Origin of the sequence: Roseomonas rosulenta, from assembly GCF_016106005.1 — a bacterium.
Lineage (GTDB): Bacteria > Pseudomonadota > Alphaproteobacteria > Acetobacterales > Acetobacteraceae > Neoroseomonas > Neoroseomonas rosulenta.
In genome coordinates this window covers 44,508-64,013 of record NZ_JACADR010000003.1, presented here as the reverse complement: position 1 = coordinate 64,013, position 19,506 = coordinate 44,508, and the positions used below count along the sequence as shown (strand labels likewise).

At 71.2% G+C, this 19,506-nt stretch carries 22 protein-coding genes; 13 read left to right on the top strand and 9 right to left on the bottom strand.

What is annotated here, in order from left to right:
- The first annotated feature begins 115 nt into the window (after nucleotides 1-115).
- From HW578_RS01325 to HW578_RS01295, 7 genes are all read left to right on the top strand, one after another.
- Complete coding sequence (locus HW578_RS01325) at nucleotides 116-433, top strand: PGPGW domain-containing protein (RefSeq protein ID WP_198368721.1); 318 nt, start codon at nucleotides 116-118, stop codon at nucleotides 431-433.
- A 19-nt stretch (nucleotides 434-452) separates the two neighbouring features.
- Nucleotides 453-815, top strand: coding sequence for a DUF423 domain-containing protein (locus tag HW578_RS01320; RefSeq protein WP_198368720.1), 363 nt, complete (start codon nucleotides 453-455; stop codon nucleotides 813-815).
- Nucleotides 812-1,726: an SAM-dependent methyltransferase gene (locus tag HW578_RS01315; RefSeq protein ID WP_198368719.1), complete on the top strand. Its 915-nt coding sequence runs from the start codon at nucleotides 812-814 to the stop codon at nucleotides 1,724-1,726. Before HW578_RS01320 ends, HW578_RS01315 begins: the two co-directional genes overlap by 4 nt.
- Nucleotides 1,727-1,836: 110 nt before the next feature.
- Nucleotides 1,837-2,133, top strand: a complete 297-nt coding sequence (locus HW578_RS01310) for an EF-hand domain-containing protein (protein ID WP_198368718.1) — start codon at nucleotides 1,837-1,839, stop codon at nucleotides 2,131-2,133.
- Nucleotides 2,134-2,379: 246 nt separating this feature from the next.
- Nucleotides 2,380-3,234, top strand: a complete 855-nt coding sequence (locus HW578_RS01305) for a YihY/virulence factor BrkB family protein (protein WP_198368717.1) — start codon at nucleotides 2,380-2,382, stop codon at nucleotides 3,232-3,234.
- A gap of 35 nt (nucleotides 3,235-3,269) precedes the next feature.
- Nucleotides 3,270-4,358: an enolase C-terminal domain-like protein gene (locus HW578_RS01300; RefSeq protein ID WP_198368716.1), complete on the top strand. Its 1,089-nt coding sequence runs from the start codon at nucleotides 3,270-3,272 to the stop codon at nucleotides 4,356-4,358.
- A 13-nt stretch (nucleotides 4,359-4,371) separates the two neighbouring features.
- Entirely contained in the window at nucleotides 4,372-5,292 is a 921-nt protein-coding gene (locus HW578_RS01295; protein WP_232478409.1) for an NAD(P)-dependent oxidoreductase, read from the top strand.
- Nucleotides 5,293-5,591: 299 nt separating this feature from the next.
- On the opposite strand, the gene HW578_RS01290 is transcribed toward HW578_RS01295, so the two are convergent.
- Nucleotides 5,592-6,488 (bottom strand): DeoR/GlpR family DNA-binding transcription regulator, encoded by an 897-nt coding sequence (locus HW578_RS01290; RefSeq protein WP_198368714.1) that lies wholly within the window; start codon nucleotides 6,486-6,488, stop codon nucleotides 5,592-5,594.
- Between the two features lie 73 nt (nucleotides 6,489-6,561).
- On the opposite strand from HW578_RS01290, the gene HW578_RS28350 reads away from it, so the two are divergent.
- Genes HW578_RS28350 through HW578_RS01270 form a run of 4 tightly spaced genes read left to right on the top strand, consistent with a single transcriptional unit; the run spans nucleotide 6,562 to nucleotide 10,749 of the window.
- Entirely contained in the window at nucleotides 6,562-7,737 is a 1,176-nt protein-coding gene (locus HW578_RS28350) for an ABC transporter ATP-binding protein (protein ID WP_369407786.1), read from the top strand.
- Entirely contained in the window at nucleotides 7,734-8,621 is an 888-nt protein-coding gene (locus tag HW578_RS01280) for a carbohydrate ABC transporter permease (RefSeq protein ID WP_198368713.1), read from the top strand. Before HW578_RS28350 ends, HW578_RS01280 begins: the two co-directional genes overlap by 4 nt.
- Nucleotides 8,618-9,445 carry a carbohydrate ABC transporter permease gene (locus HW578_RS01275; protein WP_198368712.1) on the top strand — a complete coding sequence of 276 codons (828 nt, stop codon included), beginning with the start codon at nucleotides 8,618-8,620 and terminating at the stop codon, nucleotides 9,443-9,445. Before HW578_RS01280 ends, HW578_RS01275 begins: the two co-directional genes overlap by 4 nt.
- A gap of 23 nt (nucleotides 9,446-9,468) precedes the next feature.
- Nucleotides 9,469-10,749, top strand: a complete 1,281-nt coding sequence (locus HW578_RS01270) for an extracellular solute-binding protein (protein WP_198368711.1) — start codon at nucleotides 9,469-9,471, stop codon at nucleotides 10,747-10,749.
- On the opposite strand, the gene HW578_RS01265 is transcribed toward HW578_RS01270, so the two are convergent.
- A complete protein-coding gene (locus HW578_RS01265) occupies nucleotides 10,750-11,391 on the bottom strand; it encodes an SLOG cluster 4 domain-containing protein (protein ID WP_198368710.1) in 642 nt (213 codons plus the stop codon).
- A gap of 185 nt (nucleotides 11,392-11,576) precedes the next feature.
- Nucleotides 11,577-12,473: a LysR family transcriptional regulator gene (locus HW578_RS01260; protein ID WP_198368709.1), complete on the bottom strand. Its 897-nt coding sequence runs from the start codon at nucleotides 12,471-12,473 to the stop codon at nucleotides 11,577-11,579.
- A 90-nt stretch (nucleotides 12,474-12,563) separates the two neighbouring features.
- Between HW578_RS01260 and HW578_RS01255 the strand changes: the two genes are divergently transcribed.
- Nucleotides 12,564-13,541: an NAD(P)-dependent alcohol dehydrogenase gene (locus HW578_RS01255; protein WP_198368708.1), complete on the top strand. Its 978-nt coding sequence runs from the start codon at nucleotides 12,564-12,566 to the stop codon at nucleotides 13,539-13,541.
- A gap of 170 nt (nucleotides 13,542-13,711) precedes the next feature.
- Here the strand turns inward: HW578_RS01255 and HW578_RS01250 are convergent, their stop codons facing one another.
- From HW578_RS01250 to HW578_RS01225, 6 genes are all read right to left on the bottom strand, one after another.
- Nucleotides 13,712-14,743, bottom strand: a complete 1,032-nt coding sequence (locus HW578_RS01250) for an alpha/beta fold hydrolase (protein ID WP_198368707.1) — start codon at nucleotides 14,741-14,743, stop codon at nucleotides 13,712-13,714.
- Between the two features lie 184 nt (nucleotides 14,744-14,927).
- On the bottom strand, nucleotides 14,928-15,611 hold the full coding sequence (locus HW578_RS01245) for a helix-turn-helix transcriptional regulator (RefSeq protein WP_198368706.1): 684 nt from the start codon (nucleotides 15,609-15,611) through the stop codon (nucleotides 14,928-14,930).
- Between the two features lie 86 nt (nucleotides 15,612-15,697).
- Nucleotides 15,698-16,048, bottom strand: coding sequence for a hypothetical protein (locus HW578_RS01240; protein ID WP_198368705.1), 351 nt, complete (start codon nucleotides 16,046-16,048; stop codon nucleotides 15,698-15,700).
- 24 nt (nucleotides 16,049-16,072) lie between these two features.
- Nucleotides 16,073-16,315 (bottom strand): ParB N-terminal domain-containing protein, encoded by a 243-nt coding sequence (locus HW578_RS01235; protein WP_198368704.1) that lies wholly within the window; start codon nucleotides 16,313-16,315, stop codon nucleotides 16,073-16,075.
- Nucleotides 16,312-17,292 (bottom strand): Bug family tripartite tricarboxylate transporter substrate binding protein, encoded by a 981-nt coding sequence (locus HW578_RS01230; protein ID WP_198368703.1) that lies wholly within the window; start codon nucleotides 17,290-17,292, stop codon nucleotides 16,312-16,314. Before HW578_RS01230 ends, HW578_RS01235 begins: the two co-directional genes overlap by 4 nt.
- 37 nt (nucleotides 17,293-17,329) lie before the next feature.
- Nucleotides 17,330-17,935: an HD domain-containing protein gene (locus HW578_RS01225; protein ID WP_198368702.1), complete on the bottom strand. Its 606-nt coding sequence runs from the start codon at nucleotides 17,933-17,935 to the stop codon at nucleotides 17,330-17,332.
- A gap of 155 nt (nucleotides 17,936-18,090) precedes the next feature.
- On the opposite strand from HW578_RS01225, the gene HW578_RS01220 reads away from it, so the two are divergent.
- Nucleotides 18,091-18,975, top strand: a complete 885-nt coding sequence (locus HW578_RS01220; protein WP_198368701.1) for a LysR substrate-binding domain-containing protein — start codon at nucleotides 18,091-18,093, stop codon at nucleotides 18,973-18,975.
- Nucleotides 18,976-19,506 lie beyond the last annotated feature (531 nt).

Below are 19,506 nucleotides of genomic sequence, written 5' to 3'. Positions count from 1 at the left end.
GGCGTCGCGCGCTGCGGTCTCCTGCGCGATCCACCGCGCTGCGCCACCTTCCGGGGAGGCCGGCTTCGGCGCCCTCCGCCGGCGCGGTCCCGGCGGAGACGTGATCGCCCGGCGCTTGCAGCGGCCCCACCACCAGACCATCTGCGCGGCCATGGTCATCCTACGCCCCTCTCTCTCCCGCAAGGCTGCGGGTTGGACGCTTCTCGTGCTCGGCGTACTCGGCCTGGTGCTGCCCTTCCTCCAGGGCTTCCTGTTCCTCGCACTCGGCGTCTTCATCCTGCGCGACCAGCACATCTGGGCGGCGCAGCGCTGGGGTTGGGTGGCCGGGCGCTGGCCGCAGCACGTCGCAAAGGTCGAGGAACTGGAAGCCTCGCTCGGCCGGCGCATGGCCGGCGCGGCCGAGCGCATTCGCCGGCTGTTCAGCCGGGCGTGACGGGCGTAAGCCCGCCGCCATGCATCGCATCTGGCTCGTCCTTGGTGCCCTCGCGGGGCTGGTCGCCGTCGGCCTCGCGGCCTGGGCCGCGCATGGTACCCCGGCAGGGTTCGAGGGCATGCAGCGCCGCGCCGTGGACAATGCGCTGATGATCCAGGGCTGGCACGCTGCGGCGCTGCTGGTGGCCGGGCTGATGGCGGAAGGCGGGCGCCGCATCGCGCACCTGGCCGGCCTTGCCTTCGCGCTCGGCACCGCGGCCTTCTGCGGCGCGGTGTGGTGGGGGGCGATGGGCGGCGCCTCGCTCGGCCCCGTCGCGCCCACCGGCGGCATGCTGCTGATGGCCGGCTGGGCGCTGCTGGCGCTGGCCGCGCTGAAGCGGTGATCCGAAGCGCCTACCTGGCGGCCGAGGGATTCGAGGCGGACCTCGCGGAGGAGCTGCGCCGCGCCGGCGCATCCATCGCCGCCTGGCACGGCCGGCTCGCACTCAGCCCCGATGCCCCGGTCGCCGCCGCCTGGTCGCTCGACACCTGGACCGACCCGCGCGAGGTCGCGGTGCCCTCGGTCAAGGCTGGCGCGGACGCGCTGCGCGCCATCCAGCGCAACTGGTCGCACTATCCGCTGCTGCACCACCGCCGCTCCGCCCTGCTGGCCGAGCGGCTGCCGCCGGTGAGGGCCCACCCGCTGGTCTTTCCCGAAGCCGCGCCCACGGCACATCTGGGTGCCTGGACGTTGCTGGCGCCCGACCGGATGCTGGCCAGCCCGACCAAGACCAGCCCCTTCGTGAATGGCGAGATCCGCTTCGCCGAGGACCGCGAGGGCCCGCCATCGCGCGCCTACCTCAAGCTGTGGGAGGCGCTGACGCGGATCGGCCGGCACCCCGGGCCGGGCGAGACCTGCCTCGACCTCGGCGCAGCGCCCGGCGGCTGGACCTGGGTGATCGCAAGGCTGGGAGCGCAGGTCACAGCGGTGGACAAGGCGCCGCTCGATGCCGCCATCGCCGCCATGCCCGGCGTTTCCTGCCGGCAGGAGAGCGCCTTCGGCCTGGACCCCCGGCAGGAGCTGCCGGTCGATTGGCTGTTCTCGGACATCATCTGCTACCCGGCCCGGCTGCTGGGTCTGGTTCGGCGCTGGATGGAGGGGGGCGCGGCGCGCAACATCGTCTGCACGCTGAAGTTCCAGGGCGAGACGGACCATGATGCCGCGGCAGCCTTCGCGGCGATTCCCGGCGCGCAGCTGTTCCACGGCTTCCACAACAAGCACGAGCTGACCTTTGCGCGGCTCGACCCTGGATGAGCCGGCACCGTCCCTGCGCGCTGCGTTGGCACGCGGCCTGCAATGTTGGTCGCGCGCCAGTACGGCGCCGCCCGGAAACGCCGGGCGCCACCACGACGGAGTACGCGGCCATGCAGACAGCCCCCACCGCCCCCCAGGCGATCCGGGCCTTCCGCATGCAGAGCCAGCAGGATGCGGCTCGGCTTCAGGCCGCCGGCGGCGGACAGGATTTCGCCGCGACGCTGCAAGGATTGCGGCCAGGCCCCACGAGAATCGCGGGGCCGGGAACACCCACGGGCAATACGCTCGCAGCCCTGCTCCAGCGGCTGGACACCGACCAGGATGGCCGGATCACGCCGCTGGAGCTGCGCGCCGCGACCGACCGGCAGCGCCCGCCGGACGCCGCGCGCACCACCCCGGCCGGCTGATACGGAACGCAAGAGGGTTTCACCTCGGCGCCCCTCACAGGCGTCGTCCCGAAGGCATGCCTCCGGCGTGACGCGGCGGCCATCCGGCCGCCTTGGCTTCGCCGGACTCCCGGCGGGCCGCATTCGCCGCCTCGGCCCCTCGGGCCGCGGGTCGGGCCTTCGTGCACTCATCACGTTTCCGCAGGCTCGGCGTTCCCGCCGCGCCCGTTCCGTCCTACCTGTTGCGGTATGGATGTCATGCCGCCCGTGAGCGACCGTCCGCGACGCCGCGACAGCGCCTTCGCGGTCGCGCGGCGGATGTGGCGCGAGGCGGCGTCGGACCGTATCTCCCTCACCGCCGCCGGCTGCGCCTTCTACGCCATGGTGGCGCTGTTCCCGGCGATCTTCCTGCTGGTGCTGGTCTATGGCCTGGCCTTCGACCGCGAGACGGTGGAACCCCAGCTCGAGGTGCTGCGCGAACTGGTGCCGGAAGAGACCTTCGACCTGATCGCGGGGCGGGTGCACGACCTGATCGAGTTGCCGCGGCCGCGCCTCGAATGGGGTGCGATCGTCTCGGGCGGAGTGGCGATCTGGTCGGCCTCGTCCGGCACGCGGGCGATGATCGGGGCGCTGAACATGGCGCACAAGGTCCCCGAATCACGCGGCTTCCTGCACTACAACCTGCTGGCCATCGGCATCACGCTGTCGATCACGGTGGCGGTGGCGCTGGCGATCGCCTCGCTGGTCGCGCTTCCGGGCCTCGCTGCGCTGTTCGGCCTGCCGGCGCCGCAGGCCTGGACGCTGCGCGGGACCTCGATGGGCATGCTGCTGATGCTGATCTTCCTGGGGCTGATCGTGGTGTACCGGCTGGGGCCTTCGGGGCCGCATCCCGGGCTGCTGTGGACGCTGCCCGGCGCGGTGGTGGCGACGCTGATCTGGGCGGCGGCCTCGGCGGGGTTCACGCTCTACGTCTCGCATGTCGCGACCTACGACCTGATGTACGGGCCGCTCGGCGCCGCCATCGCGCTGATGATGTGGTTCTGGGTCAGTGTCTATGTCGTGCTGCTGGGGGCGGAGCTGAACGTCTCGCTGATGGAGGCGCGCACCTCGACGCGCGAGTGAGGCGCGGGCAGGATCATCCCCGGAGGATGCCGCCCATGACGATGCCGCTGATCGGCGAGGTGCGCGTGCGCGCGGTGGATGCGCCGATTGACCCGCCGCTGCGCAACAGCCTGAACGTGATCCCGCGTGCGCCGCTGGTGGTGGCCGATGTCCGTACCGGCTGCGGCGCGGCGGGCAGCGCCTATGTATTTCCCTATACGCCGGCCGCACTCGGGCCGACCGCGGCGCTGGCACGCAGCCTGGGCGAAGGGCTGGTGGGGCGGCCGCTGGCACCGGCCACGCTGTGGCGGGAGATGCACGATGCCGGGCGCATCCTCGGCACCGAGGGGCTGGTGCAGATCGCGCTCTCGGCGCTCGACATGGCGCTGTGGGATGCGCTCGCGGTGCGCGCCGGCCTGCCGCTATGTGCGCTGTTGGGCGGCGAGGCGCGGCCTGTGCCGATCTATGCCTCGCTGCGCGGCTGGGGGGCGGCGATGCTGGCCGAGGAGGCCGGGCAGGCCGTGGCCACGCTCGGCGCGCGCGCCGTCAAGTTCAAGCTGGGCCAGGCGCGGCTGGAGGACGACCTCGATACGGTGCGCGCCGTGCGCGCGGCAGTCGGCGCCGATGTGCAGATCCTGGTGGACTACAACCAGGCGCTGACGCTGCCCGAGGCCGAGCGCCGCGGCCGCGCGCTGGAGGCGCTGGACGTGCGCTGGCTCGAGGAACCTCTGCCGGTGCAGGACGATGCCGGGCTGGCGGAACTCGCGCGGCGCCTCGCCATCCCGGTGCAGGGGGGCGAGAACTGGTGGGGCCCGGCCGGGATGCACCGCGCGCTGACGGCCGGCGCGGTCGACCTGTGCATGCCGGATGCGATGAAGATCGGCGGCGTGACCGGCTGGCAGCGCGCCGCGGCGATGGCGGCGGCGCATCGCGTGCCGATGTCCTCGCACATCTTCGTCGAGGCCAGCGTGCATCTGCTGAACGCGACGCCGACGGCGCATTTGCTGGAGCACCTCGACATCGCGGGGCCGCTATTGACGGAGCCGCTCGTGGTGCGGGACGGCATGGCGCTGGTGCCGGACCGGCCAGGGATGGGTCTTGTGTGGGACGAAGCGGCGCTCGCGAAGCACGCCGCGGATGTGTGAAGGAGAGACCGGGATGCGCGCCGCCTTCGTCGATGCCAATGCCTCGCTGGCCGAGGTGATGCGCCGGCTGCACCGGCCGGACGACCTGCCGGTCACGATCCACGAGGACCCCGACATCACGCCCGAGGCCCTGCCCGGCCTGCTGGCGGGCGTGCAGATCGCCATCGACGACCACACGCATTTCCCGGTCGATGTCGTGAAGCGCTGCCCGGACCTGAAGCACATCGTCTTCCTGGGCACCGGCGCGCGGTCCTACATGGACCCCGAGGCGCTGGAGGCCGAATGCGGCGTCAAGGTCCACATCATCAAGGGCTATGGCGACACCGCGGTGGCCGAGATGGCTTTCGCACTTATGTGGGCGGCGGCACGCGGCATCGGCGCGATGCACCACAGCATCGTGGGCGGCGGCTGGCCGCGCACGGATGGAATGCAACTGACGGGGAAGACCGTCGGCATCATCGGCTTCGGGGGCATCGGGGCCGAGATGGCGCGGCTGTGCGGCGGGGCCGGCATGAAGGTGCTGGCCTGGAACCGCACGCCGAAATCCCATCCTGGCGTGACCTTTACGGATATCGACACGCTGCTGGCGGAAGGCCACGTCGTCTCCCTGCACCTGCTGCTGAACGACGAGACGCGCGGCTTCCTGAGCGCGGCGCGCCTGGCGCGGATGCGGCCCGGTGCGCTGTTCATCAACACCGCGCGCGGCGCGATCGTGGACGAGGCCGCGCTGACGGCCGCGCTGCGGGAGGGACGGATCGGCGCCGCCGGGCTCGATGTCTTCGTCGAGGAACCGTTACCTGCCGGCCATCCTCTGGCGGGTCTGCCGAATGTGGTGCTGACCTCGCACTCGGCCTTCCGGACGCCGGAGGCGACCGACAACCTGATCGAGGCCTCGCTCGCGCATTGCCGGCGCATCGTGTCCGAAGCGCGCTAGGTGTTTCATCCTGGCATTTGATGGTGCGGAGCGCGCCTCCGGTCCCGGGCCTCGGGACGTGACAATGAGCGTCGCGTCCGCGAGGTCCCGCCACCGGGCTTGGTCAGCAGGTGCCCGGCGTCACACGCAGCGACGTCGCGCGACGAATTGCGGTTATGCCCCGGCGAGACCTCCATCGGCTTCGCTCGAGCTTTCCGTGACAAACGCGTCGGCGCCAGAAACCGAGGGGAACCGCCGACCAGAGAGGATGACGGAAACGAATCGGCGCTGACTGTCACAGTTCGGCTATCCGAGCGCATCTACGCGGCGGTCGCGGTTCCAGCGACGACGCGGACATCGAACTGCCGCCAGCGTGCGAGCAGGGTGCCGTCCGGCGGCGTATCCGTCAGAAGCGCGGCAAAGGCATCAATCGGCGCGATACGCTCGAGCGCGTTGCGGCTGAACTTACTCGAGTCGGCGACGAGGAGGCTGCGCCTTGCGGCGGCGATCGCTGCACGCTTGACGGCGATCTTCTCGCCGTCGAAGTCCGTCGGCGCGCCGCGTGCATCGAAGCCGGAACAGGCGATGAGCGCGAAGTCCGGCGCGATGCCGCCGAGCTCCCGTACCGTCTCGCCGCCTACGAGCGAGCCGTCCGAGCCGCGCAGCACGCCACCGAGGATGCGAACCTGCGGGCCGTCGGCGCCGGCAAGCCGCAGCGCGGCGATCATGTTGTTGGTGAAGACACGCAGGTCGCGCCGGCCGGCCAGCGCCGCGGCGATTGCCTCGATCGTTGTCCCAACATCGAGGAAGATCGAGGCGCCCTGCGGGATTTCGTGCACCACCATGGCGCCGATCCGTGCCTTTGCGTCGGGCTGTCGGCCAAGCTTCTCGGCATGGCCGAGGCGCACGGCGCCCGCCGGTCCCGCACCGCCGTGGAAGCGCTGCAGCAGGCCCCTTTCGGTGAGCGCGATGATGTCGCGCCGGATGGTCTGCGACGAGACGCCGAAATGACCAGCGAGGTTCTCCACGGTGCCGAAGCCACGGTCGCCGACCAGCCGCAGCAGGGCTGCCTGGCGCGGGGCGAGATCGGGCGGTTGGGCCGAACGCCGAGTCATGGAAGAAAACGTACATTCCGCGATGACGCATGCCAAGCCGGCATCGGCGCGGCCCGCGGCAAGGATAAGGATTTCGGCCAATGATGCGGGCGCGGGCGCCAAGCGCCGCTCTGCATACTATGTCACCAAACGATCATTTGCTGTTTGATTGTGAGAAAACGAATAGGGTGTCCCCGTGAAGCGACAGCGTGCCGATACGTTCGAACCTCGCGCCGCCGGCGTCGCGCTTCGCGGCATCGTCAAGCATTTCGGCGCGACCCGCGTCCTCGGTGGCGTGGATCTCGACATCCGCCCCGGCGAATTCCTGACCCTCGTCGGCCCCTCAGGCTGTGGCAAGTCGACCCTGCTGCGGGTGATCGCCGGGCTCGAGACGCAGGATGGCGGCAGCGTCGCCATCGGCGGGCGCAACGTCGATGCGCTGCCGCCGTCGGAACGCGACGTCGCCATGGTGTTCCAGTCCTACGCGCTCTATCCGCACATGAGCGTCGGGGCGAACATCGCGAGCCCGCTGGAGCTGCGGCGCCTGAGCCTGCCTGAACGCCTGCCATTGCTGCGCTGGCTGTCACCGCGCCGGCCGCGCATCATGCGCGAGATCATGGCCGAGGTGCGCGCCATGGCCGAGCAACTGCAGCTCGATGGCCTGCTCGACCGGCGTCCTGCGCAGCTCTCGGGCGGGCAGCGGCAGCGCGTGGCCCTCGGTCGCGCCATGGTGCGCCGTCCGGCGGCCTTCCTGATGGACGAGCCCCTGTCCAACCTCGATGCCAAGCTGCGCGTCCACATGCGGACCGAGCTCGCGGAGCTGCACGCACGGCTCGGCGCCACCTTCGTCTATGTCACGCACGACCAGGTCGAGGCGATGACCATGTCGGACCGCGTCGCGCTGATGGACCAGGGGCATATCCTGCAGCTCGGCACGCCGGCGGAGCTGTACGACACGCCGGCCGACGTGACGGTGGCGCGCTTCATCGGCAGCCCGCCGATCAACCTGATCGAGGCGGTGGCCGGCGAGGACGGCACGATTCGCCTCGCCGGCGTGGTGCTGCACGCGCCCCGGCCCGGCCGCTTCACGGTTGGAATCCGGCCCGAGGCGCTGCGGTTGGCGCCGCCGGCATCAGGGCTGCTGGCCGCGCGGTTGCGACGGGCCGAGAATCTCGGGGCCGAATGGCTGCTCCATGCAGACAGTGCCGATGGCGTGGCGCTGGCGATCCGCATGACCGCGGCCGAGCATGCGGCCGCGGCCGCGTTGATCGGCGGCACCGTGCACCTGGCGGCCGATCGCGCGGCCACGCATCTCTTCACGGCCGATGGCCGCCGCGTCGCGGCCGGGGCGGCAGCGGCGGTGCCGGCATGACGAGCCCCCGCCAAGGCGCCGAGGCGCGCGCCGGCCTGGCCTTCGCGCTGCCGGCCTTCGCGCTGATCCTCGCGCTGCTGCTGGCGCCGCTCGCCGCACTGCTGGCGCTGTCGGTCACGGACTACCGCCTTGGTGCCCTGGCGGTGCAGGTCGTCGGGCTCGACCACTACGCCGCGCTGTTCTCCGACGAGGTGTTCCGGCGCTCGCTGCGCAACACCTTCCTGTATGTCGCCTTCGTGCTGCCAGGCGCGGTCTTTGGCGGGCTCGGCGTGGCGCTGCTCATCCATGCGAGGTCGCGCAGCCGCGGCTTCTACGAGGTCGCGTATTTCCTGCCCGTGACCGCGACGCTCGTTGCCATGGCGACGGTCTGGCAGTTCATGCTCCATCCGTCACTCGGGCCGGTCAGCGCCCTGCTGCGCTGGCTCGGTTTCGGCGAAGTGGACCTGTTGAACGATCCGTCCCTGGCACTCGGCACGCTTGCGCTGATCGGCCTGTGGCAGGTGATCGGCTTCAACATGGTGCTGTTCCTCGCGGGGCTCTCGGCGATTCCGCGCGACCTCTATGAGGCCGCGGCGCTCGATGGCGCGCGCACCGCGCCGGACCGCTTCCTGCGCGTGACCTGGCCGATGCTGGGGCCGACCACGATGTTCGTCACCATCACCAGCACCATCACGGCCTTCAAGGTCTTCGACACGGTGGTGGTGCTGACGCGCGGCGGGCCGCTGGGTTCGACCGAGACGCTGCTTTACGTCCTGTATCTCGAAGGCTTCCAGTATTTCCGCACCGGCTACGCCGCGGCGATGACGGTGGTGCTGCTGGCCTTCCTGGTGCTGCTGTCGATCCTGCAGGCGCGGGTCATCGACCGGAAGGTGCATTACGCATGAGGCGCCGGCTGTTCCCCCGCTTGCTCGCGCACGCCGTGCTGCTGACCGGCGCGTTGGTGATGCTGGCACCCTTTGCGTGGATGCTGCTGACATCCATCCGCCCGGCCGAGGAGGTGTTCGGCGCTGTCTTCAACCCGATCCCGGGCCGCTTCGCCGCGTCGGAGAACTACGCGCGCGCCCTGACGGAGGGCAACCTGCCGCGGGCCATGCTCAATGGTACGATCGTCTGCCTCGGCATCCTCGCGGTACAGCTCCTGTTCGCCATTCCGGCCGCCTACGCGCTGGCCAAGCTGCGCTTCCGCGGCCGCGGCGTGCTGTTCGGCCTGGTGCTTTTCGGGTTGTGCGTGCCGATCCAGGTGCCGGCGCTGCCGCTCTATCTCGGCCTCGCACAGGCCGGGCTGCTCGACAGTTTCTTCGCGCTGATGGCGCCGTTCTCCCTCACGGTCTTCGGCATGTTCCTGTTCCGCCAGTTCTTCCGCGGCTTTCCGGACGAGGTGCTGGATGCCGCGCGGCTCGATGGCATGGGGGAGTTCGAGATCGTCTGGCGCCTCGCCACGCCGGCGGCCCTGCCCGCGATCGCGGCCTTCTCGGTCTTCTCGGTGGTGGCGCATTGGAACGATCTCTACTGGCCCCTGATCGTCGTCACCTCGCGCGAACTCGCTGTGCCGCCGCTCGGCATCCTGGCCTTCCGGGACACGGAATCGGGCGGGAACTACGGCGCGCTGATGGCCGCTGCCGCCCTCGTGACCGCGCCGCTCGTGCTCGCCTTCCTGTTCGCACGGCGCGCCTTCCTGCGCGGGATCACCATGACCGGCCTGCGCTGAACCCAAGCCACAGGAGACCTCCCATGCTCACCCGCCGATCAACTCTTCTGGCAGGCGCCGGCGTGCTCGCCGCACCGGCTGCGCCGCGCGCCCAGGCGGCCGTCACGCTCGACGTGCTCTTCGCTAACCCATCCTTCGCGCGATTCTTCACCCCGATCGCGGAGGCCTTCCAGCGCGCCAACCCCGATGTGCGCATCGCCTTCCGCCAGCCGGCACCGAACTACGACGAACAGCACCAGGCGCTTCTGCGCGGCGCCCTCACCAATCAGTTGCCGGACGTGGCCTTCCCCGGCTTCAACCGCCTGCCCGAACTCGCGCGCACGCTGGCGCCGCGCGGGCAGATCCTGGATCTCGGGCCGCTCATCGCCGAGGAAGGCGCGGCCTGGAAGGCGGAGAACTTCGCCGACCGCATGCTTGCGCTGGGGCAGGTGGACGGCAGGCAGTACGGCATGGCGTTCAATGCGTCCTCGCCGATCGCCTACTACAACCCGGAACTGGTGACGCGCGGCGGCGGCGACCCCGACGCGTTTCCGACCAGCTGGGACGCGGTGGTGGCGCTTGGCGGGCGGATCAAGGCCGCGGCGCCGCAGGCGATGGGCGTGTCCTACTACATCAATTCCTTCGACAGCGACTGGCTGTGGCAGGCACTGGTGCAGCAGGGCGGCGGGCGCATGCTCAACGCCGCCGGCGATGCGCCGGCCTTCGGCGACGCAGCGGGGCGCGCGGCCATCACGCTCGCTCGCCGCTTCGTCACGGATTCGGGCATGCAACTTATCGGGGACGACCAGAACCGCCAGCAATTCGCCACAGGCGGCACCGGCGTCATCTTCGACAGCCCGGCGCGGCTGAACGTCATCACCGGCCTCGTCGGCGGTCGCTTTCCGCTTCGCACGGCGTCCTTCCCGATCACCGACCAGGCGCGCGGCGGCGTGCCGACCGGCGGCAACGCGGCCGTCATCACTGCGCGCGATGCTGCGAAGCGCGCCGCGGCCTGGCGCTACGTGAAGTTCTCCGCCGGGCCGGAGGCGCAGAGCATCGCCGTCAGGATGACGGGCTACCTGCCCACCAACCGCCACGCCACGGCCGAGCAGTTCCTCGGTGCCTGGTATCGCGACAACCCGAACGCCCAGTCCGCCGCACGCCAGGCCGACAAATCCCTGCCGTGGGAAGACTACGGCGCCAACGGGCCGCGCATCCACCGCATGCAACAGGAACTGCTGACCGCGGTCATGCGCGGCGACACGCCGCCCGAGGCGGGGCTGGAGCGCATGGTCGCGCAGACCGGCGCGCTCATGCGCGGCTGATCAGTCGAGCGCGAGATAGCGCCGCGCGACGCGCGCGACAGCGTCCCCGGCTGTCGCGCAGCGCACCACGCCGGGCAGGTCGGGCGCCTCCGGCATGCCGATCACCAGGCGGCCGTGGCGCAGGCCGAAGGCCATCTCGCTGATCGTGCCGTAGCTCACCGGCGCCTCCCGCCCGCCGACCGAGACCAGCGCGAAGGCTGCGGTGGCGATGACGGCATTGCGCGCCTCGCCGATCCCGGTCGCGATCGGGACCGCGACATGGTCGTTGGCCTCCCGCCAATCATCCGACGGCAGGATCCCGATCATCAGCCCGCCAGCGCTGGCGCAACCGCGCGAGGCCGCCTCCATCGCGCCGCCGCGTCCGCCGCAGATCAGCGGGAAGCCGATCTTCGCGAGCGCATGCGCGACATCCTCGGCATCAGCGAGGGACCGCGGCGTCGGATCGCGCGGACCGATGATCGCGACGGGGAGGCGCCGGCCTCGGCCCGATGTCAGGAGCCATTGCGCGGCCTCGGCCGGCGGGACGCGCCGCGCCTCGCCAAGCAGCGCGTCGCACGCTTCCCAACGCAACGTCATGGGATGGAGGGTTGCGCCGTCCGCACGCCGCACCGCGTCCGGCGTGACGAAGAGATCTGCCTGCATGGACCAGACGACTATCGCGATGACGCCGCGGCGGGAAGTGCCGTGGTTCCCCGCGCGGGACCCATCGCAACTCAGGCTGTCGCTGCTTGCCGGGTCCCCCCAGGGCTGGCTGGGCTAGGATTGTTCAGTCCTGGCAATTGCTGGAGGGAGTGCATCTGGACTGGAACCGTCGCGGCGCAACCGAATCACCGCCCGGACGGCGACAGCGCGTCTGCCAGAAGATCGAACACCAGCCGCACCCTGCGGCTCGTGTGCAGTTCGCGATGCGTGGCGAGCCAGATCGGGAAGGTGACGGGCGGCTCCTCCGGCAGCACGCGACGAACTGCGCTATCGGCATCGCCTACAGCCTCGGTGATCAGGCCGATGCCCAGACCCTGACGCACGAAGGCCCAGTGGACCAGGTGGCTGTCGGCCTGGACGGGGAAGTTTCGCGCCGTGAGATGCAGGCCGAAGGCGCGCAGCCCTTCGATCAGCAGCTCCGTCCGGTCGAGGCCCACGAAGTCGGCCTCGGCGAGATCCGCCCAACGGCGGGGACGGCCCAGGCGCTGCAGGCATTCCGGCGTGGCGTAGGGCCGTGCACGGTCCTCCGCGACCTTGCGGACGATCAGCTCGGCGTCGCGCGATTCGAAGTTGCGGACGGCGATGTCGGCCTCGCGCCGCAGCAGGTCGCTCGGGCGGCTGGTGGCCACGAGCTCGACCGTGATCCCGGGATGCTCCGCGCGCAGCCTGGCGAGGATCGGCGGCAGCAGATGCGCCGCATAGACCTCGCTCGCGGTGATGCGGATCGGCCCCGCGACGGATTGCGAACGCCCGGAGGCCACGAGGGCGACCCGCCCCGCGGCCTCGCCCATGGCGCGGACATGCTCCAGCACCTCGCGCCCGCTGGGCGTCAGGGCAAGGCCGCGACCGACACGTTCGAACAGCGCGATCCCCAGCGCCCGTTCCAGCGCGGCGACCTGGCGGCCGAGAGTGGGCTGGGTCTGGCCGGTCAGACGCGCGGCGGCGGAAAGCGAGCCGGCCTCCGCCGTGGCCAGAAAGGCGCGGGCCAGCGTCCAGTCGAAGGATGGCCACCGTTCACCCATGCAGGATTGTATGGATCCTCTACAGGTATCGGCAATATCCCCGTTGAAGATGCATGGTTATGACGAGCCCCGCCACCACCGGAGCACGCCATGAAAGCCGCCATCCACCGCCGCTACGGGCCGCCCGAGGTGCTACGGATCGAGGAGGTCCCGCTGCCGCCCATCGGCCCGCGGGACATCCGCGTGCGGGTGCATGCCAGCACCGTCACCTCGGGCGATGCGCGGCTGCGCGGGCTGCGCGCCTCGGCGATCTTCCGGCTGCCGATCCGGCTTGCCTTCGGCCTACGCGGCCCCCGCCAGCCCATTCCCGGCATGGAGTTCGCCGGGGAGGTCGAGGCGGTCGGCGGCGAGGTCACGCGCTTCCGCCCGGGCCAGGCGGTCTTCGGCATCGTGCTGCGCGGCGCCAATGCAGAATACCTGACGATCCGCGAGGATGCGGCGATCCATACCATCCCGGCAGAGCTGAGCTTCGCCGAGGCCGCTGCCGTGCCCTTCGGCGGGCTCGCCGCGCTCGCCTTCCTGCGCGACGTGGCGCGGCTGGAGCGCGGGGAGCGGGTGCTGGTGGTCGGCGCGGCGGGGAACGTCGGGGCCTTCGCGGTGCAGATCGCGAAGCATCTCGGCGCGCATGTGACCGGGCTGTGCAGCGAGGCCAATGGCGACCTGGTGCGGAGCCTCGGGGCCGATGCCGTGATCGACCGGAACGTGGGGCCGCGCGGCGTGGCGGCGCAGCCCTACGACGTCATCCTCGACACCATCGGCGCGACGCGCTTCGCGGAGTGGCGTCCGCACCTGGCGCCGCGCGGGCGCCACGTGTTCCTGTCCTTCGGCGCCCGGGAACTGGCGCAGATGGTCGTGACGGCGCTGCGGCCGGGGCCGCGGGTGCGATGCGGCTTCTCGGGCAACGACCCTGTCGAGCTGGCCCGTATCGCGGCGATGCTCGAGGCGGGCGCGATCCGGCCCGTGATCGGGCGCCGCTGCTGGCTCGACGACATCGTGGAGGCGCATCGCGAGGTGGACGGGGGCGGCAAGCGCGGCAGCACGGTGATCAGCCTCGTCGATCCGCGGTGACCATCCGCGTCGCAGGCTGCGCAGGGCATCGCCGACGGGTGTCGTGCAAGCATGGCGTGGCATGACGCCCGGCCACCGCGATGAGCAGTGGGACACAATGAGGATAAGCGCCCGGCTGCGCCGCAGCGGGTCGCGAAGGCCGCGCCGGCGGCCTGGCTGCGGGACTGACACTACGTTGCCACGAGGCAGGATCGGCCCAGCACGGCCAGGATTGCGTCTCGGATGGCGGCCGGTTCCTCGGTGGGCATGGCATGGCCGCTGTCGACCCAGATCTGCTGCGCGCCCGGGTAGAGCCGCGCCAGGTCGACGCGCATGGCATTCAGCCGGCGCTCGGCATCCGACGATGCGTGCTGCGTCGGCTTTCGTGCGCTCAGGATGATGACCCTCACGCCGGCGGGCGCTGGCATGGCCAGGACCTGCCGGCCGGTTTCCGGGGCCATGGCCAGCTCCTCCGCCGCCGCGCCCCGCACGAGCAGCGCACGGACCGTCCGCAGCCACCAGGACTGGCGTTCGAGCGCGCTGTCGCCCTCGAACTGCCGCGGGTGGGTGGAGTCGACGAGGATCAGCGCCTCGACCTCCTCCGGATGTGCCCGGGCGAAGAGCTGCATGTAGAGGCCGCCCAGGGAATGGCCGACCAGGACGTAGGGTGGGCGGAAGCCTTCCGCGGCGAGGACGGCGCGAAGCTCGGCCACGATCGTCGCGCCGTCGCGCGGCGCCGCGGCGGCCGCGGAGCGGCCATTGCCTGCGCGGTTGTAGGCGAAGTGGGCGGCGTCCGGCGGCAAGCCGGCAAGCACCTCCGCCCACCCAGCCAGTTCGGCGCCCAGCCCGTTCTCGAACACGACCGTCGGTCGCCTGCCCGATGTCGCGATGAATTCGATGCCGTGCGGGCCGATCCGGGAGCCCGGACCCGTGGCGCAGGCGGAGAGCAGCAGCGTCGCGGCTGCGGAGAGCGCGATGCGGCGCCCCATGGGGCGGATGCATGGCCGCGCGCGGACTGCTGCATCCGCTTGTAGAAGCGAAGACCCAGGCTCGCGTCGGCAGCGCACGCCCCCCGCCCGCGGCGACCGCCGTTCGCCGAGCGCGAACGGCGGCACCGGGACACCGCTCAAGACGCGCTGGCGAGCGAGGCCGATACCAGCCGGTTCGCCGGCTGGCCGCAGCGGCACGCCGTGTTGCACCGGCTTTCGGGGGTGCAGCGGCAATTGGCGCCGCAGGTGCAGGCGGGGCCGCAGCCGCAGGTCGCGGTGGCGGCGCCCTGGCAGGCGCAGCCGGGGCCACAGTTGCAGTTCGGGCCGCAGGAGCAGTTGGCGTTCATCGGATCCTCTCCGTGGTTGGTAGGCAGGCGGAACCTACCCAGCGGCGGCGGAGGCGACTTGAACGTAGCGGCTACTCCATGCGGAGCGAGGACGGCATGAGGCCGAAGGTGCGGCGGAAGGTTCGGCTGAGATGGGCCGAATCCGAGAAGCCCGCGGCGTGGGCTGCCTCGGTCAGCGAGTGGCCCTTGGCAAAGGCGGCCACCGCGCGGCCGAGGCGAAGCCAGAGCAGGTAGCTGCGGTACTGCAGTCCCGTCTCCTCGACAAACAGATGGCGGAACCTGTCGGGAGAGAGGCTGGCCAGGTGGGCAGCCTCCTCGAGCCTGGGCGGATCATCGAGACGTCCGCCGAGAACTTCGATCACGCGCGCCACGCGCGCATCCGGCCGGTCGCGCGGCGAGCCGGGGCCACCGAGCCTGGCAACCACGGCCCGCGCAGCAGCCTCCATGTCGGCACCGCTGCGGCCCTTGATCGCCTCCAGCAAAGCGGCGGGTGTGTGGCCGAGCAACTCTGGATCGATGGCGACAATCCCCGCATCCCCGCAGAGGCGGCCGATAGCGCGACCCTGCAGGGATTCTGGCTCGATGAAGATGAGCGCGACCGTGGCATCGACCGAGAAGGCATGCGGCCTGTCGGCGGCCACGACCGCCGCGACGGTCTCGGCGCCGAACCCCGCCTCGGGACTGCGGAGCCGGAATCCGCCATCGAAGCCGAGCGTGATCTGGATGGCATGGTGCGCGTGGACGTCCGTCGTCATCGCGGCACGGCCAGTCCAGAGACTGCCACCCTGCCAGACCACGATCTGCCCGGCAGCCGTGTAAGCCATCCCGATCAGATCCCTCCCTACGTGCGTGCCCGGTTCCGCCACCCGGGGTCGTACGCGACGCCGCAGGGTGGATCGTTGACCATGAGGAAGGTTTGTACGCCGCCCAGCACCGCCACCACCACGGCTGGGTCGATGCAGGTTCCGCGGGCGAGGCGGTGGCGACCGAGGCGCCAGGCGTCGCCCAGCTGTGTGACGGGCGTCTCGGGCCGCGCGGGAAGGCCGTCCCGATCCGTGAGGCCGCTGGTCGCCTCGGCGAGGAACGCGGCGATCTCGTCGGGGTCGAAGCCCGTGAGCCCGAGGTCGATGCCCGGCACCGGCAGGTCAGCGCGTTCGAGGCGCAGCCGGTCTTCGTCCCACCCGGCATTCAACGCCAGCTTCCTGTCCGCCAGCACCTAGGCGCGGCGGTGCACCGGCGTGAGGTGGGCGCGTTCGATCACCGGCACCACGGCCAGGCCCAACTTCCGCGCCGACAGCACCCGCCCATGGCCAGCGATGATGCCGTTGTCGCCGTCCGTCAGCACCGGGTTGGTGAAGCCGGCCTCCCGTACGCGGCTCGACGGGCTCGGCAGCCTCGTCCGTGACCTTGCCGCGCAGGCGCCCGAGGCCCCCTGACCGGCGCCAGGGCCCTGCCTCAATCAACCACCAGCCCGATGCGCCGGATCACCTCGGCCCATTTCTCGGAATCCGCCCTGAGATAGGCCGCCGCGCCCGCCGGATCGGTCGGCGCCGGATCCAGCCCGAGCCGGGCCAGCCGCTCCACGGATGTCCGCTCCGCGAGCCCGGCATTGAGCCGCCGGTTGAGCGTCGCAACGAGCTCCGCCGGCATGCCGGCCGGGCCGTACAGGCCGAACCACGTCAGCACCTCGAAAGCCGGCAGCCCGGCCTCAGCCGAGGTTGGCACGTCTGGCAGCGCGGCAGCGCGGCGAGGCGCCGGCACCACGATCGGCCGCAGCCGCCCATCGGCGATGAAGGGCGCGGAATTGCTCACGGGATCGAACATCACCTGCAGCCGCCCGGCGACGACATCCGTCAACGCCTGGGTGTTGCTGTTGTAGGGCACGTGCAGCATGTCGATGCCGGCCAGGGTCTTCAGCAGTTCGCCAGCCAGATGCAGCGTGACGCCGATGCTGGATCCGAAGGCGAGTTTGCCCGGGTTCGCCTTGGCATAGGCGATCAGCTCCTGGAGGTTGTGAATCGGCAGTCCCGGATGCACCGAGACCACCAGCGGCCCCGTGCCCACCAGGCCGAGGGCCGTGTAATCCGCAATGCCGTCATAGGGCTTGCGGCGATAGAGATGTGGGTTGACCGCATTTGTCGAGGCGCCGCCGAGCAGCAGCGTGTACCCATCCGGAGCGGCGCGCGCCACATGCTGCATGCCGATCACCGCATTGGCGCTCGGGCGGTTCTCCACCACCACCGGCTGGCCGTCCATGCGCGGGCGCAGCATTTCCGCGGTGAAGCGCGCCACCACGTCGCTGCTGCCGCCGGCGGCATAGGGGACGACGATGCTGACCGCACGGGTCGGATAATCCGCCGCCCGCACCGTGAAGGGTCTGGCGAGGCCACCGGCGGCCAGCAGGCCGAGCAGCTCACGGCGCGGGAAGTGGGTCATCGGGCTTCTCCGTCTGTGGTCGAGGGTCGGGTCGTGATCAGCCGCGCGGCGCGCGCGGCGTGATCTTCCGGGCTTCCAGCGCCTTTGCCGTCTCCGGCTCCAGCAGACCGCAGGCGCCGGCGGTGGACCACCAGAGATGATCCGCCTTGTGCACGATCAGGCATTCCAGGCTGCGATTGACCAGTTCGCCCTCGAAGGAATGACCCATGACGATGTGCACGATCTCCTCGGGCAGGCCGACGGCGATGCAGACGTGCACGCCGTAGACCGGGTGCCGCAGCGAGGGCATGCCGGTCTGCGAGCCGTCCGCAGCCCAGCGGGCGCGGTTCGCCGGATCGAACTCGAACGCCTTGCCGACATCGTGCACCAGTCCGCCGGCGAGGATGATGTCGCGATGGATCACCGCCTCGGGGAAGGTGCTGAGGAAGTCGTCGGCGATGGCCAGCGCTATCCGGGCAACGCCGCGCAGGTGCGTCGCCTGATCGCCGCGTTTGAGGCGGAACATGCCCGGGTTAGCCTCGCCGGGAATGTCGCGGATCCGGGCGAAGCTGCTCTCGGCAAGGGCATAGGCCCAGGCCTCGACGGCCTTCCGGCGCAGCTCCTCGTCCTGGACGTCAGCCAGCTCCGGCAGGTCCTCCAGCACGCTGGCGCGCAGCGCGTCGGTGATCGGGCGTCGTTCGCGGCGGTCGAGGAAGTTCATCGCTGTCACGGGTCCTCAAGGCTGGGATGCGCGATGGTGCCGCGCGGCAAGCGGCGGCCGCCAATGCAAAGCACACCCCCATATGATAACCTGACGTTATGAACCTCTCCTTCCGCGAGCTCGAAGTGTTCCGGCACGTCATGGAGGCGGGCGGCGTCACGGCGGCGGCGGTTCGGCTGCGGATCTCCCAGCCTGCGGTCAGCCGCATGCTGCGCCAGACCGAGGCGCGGATCGGCTTTCCGCTGTTCACCCGCGTGCGTAAGCGCCTGCTGCCCACGCCGGAGGCGCGCGCCCTCTTTGCCCAGACGGCGAATGCCTTCACCGCGCTCGACGCCGTGAACCGCCTGGCCCAGGTCCTGCGCGAGGGCCGGGCTGGCACGCTGAAGGTCGCGACCGTGGCGGCGCTGGCCAGCGGCGCGGTGGCCGATGCAGTCCAGCGATTCCACGCCGACCGGCCGGAAGTCGCGGTGGCGCTGCATGTCGTGCCGGCGCAGGAGGTGGTGAACCTGGTGGCCGATCATCAGGTCGATCTCGGCGCCATCATCGGCGCAACCGGCGATGCCAGTGTCCGCACGATCGAACTGGGATCGCGCGGCCTCGGCTGCCTGCTGCCGCGCGGCCACCGGCTCTGCGCACAGGGGACAGTCTCGCTCGCCGACCTCGCGCGCGAGAGCCTCATCTGCCCGGGACTGCAGTACCAAACCGGCGCGCAGCTCAGCCTGGCCTTTGAGCAGGCCCACCTGCCTTTCCGCATTGCGATCGAAAGCGCTCTGGCCTCGGTCGCCGGGGCGCTGGTGCGGCGTGGGGCAGGGGTGGCGGTGCTGGACGGCTTCGGCTTGCTCGCCGCCGGCGGGGCGGATCTTGAGATCCGGCCGCTCGACCTGCCAGTGCGCAACAGCGCCTATCTCGTCGAGCCCGGCCACCGCCCCATCTCGCGCCTGGCGCTGGAATTCCGGCGCTGTCTGCGGGAGGTGGTGGGCTGACGCGGCGCGGCCCCGCTGGTTGCGAACGCGCTGTCGGAGTCGACCGCTTCCTCTCCCGGTGAAGCCGCGTGGCGGGCGGAAGGCGATGGTCGCGCCGGGCGCGCTGGCGCTGGAGCGCCGCCGATGCACGTCGGCTCACGCCGCTCCATGCTGCGCGCCCGGGCGGTGGCGCAAGCACCGGTCGGCGTGACGCCCGGCCACATAAGGCAACGTCTGGTCGAGAGCGCCGCAGCCTGCGCCGGGCCGGTCGGCACCACGCCAGGGCGCCGCGCGCGACGGACGCGACAACAGATCGCCCTGCGCGAGATCGGGACGCGACAGACGGCAGGTAGGTTTGCCTCACCAGAACGGCGGGACTGCTCCGCCAGGACCGAGAAGGGACCCTACACCATGCACAAGACATTGTTCCTCGCCGCAGCCCTCGTCGCCCTTGGAACCGCCGCCCAGGCGATCCGTCTGTCCGCCGCATCAAGGCCGGCATCGCCGTCGAGGAGCTGGCCGAGGACATCGCCCGGCGCACCCTGCTGCAGA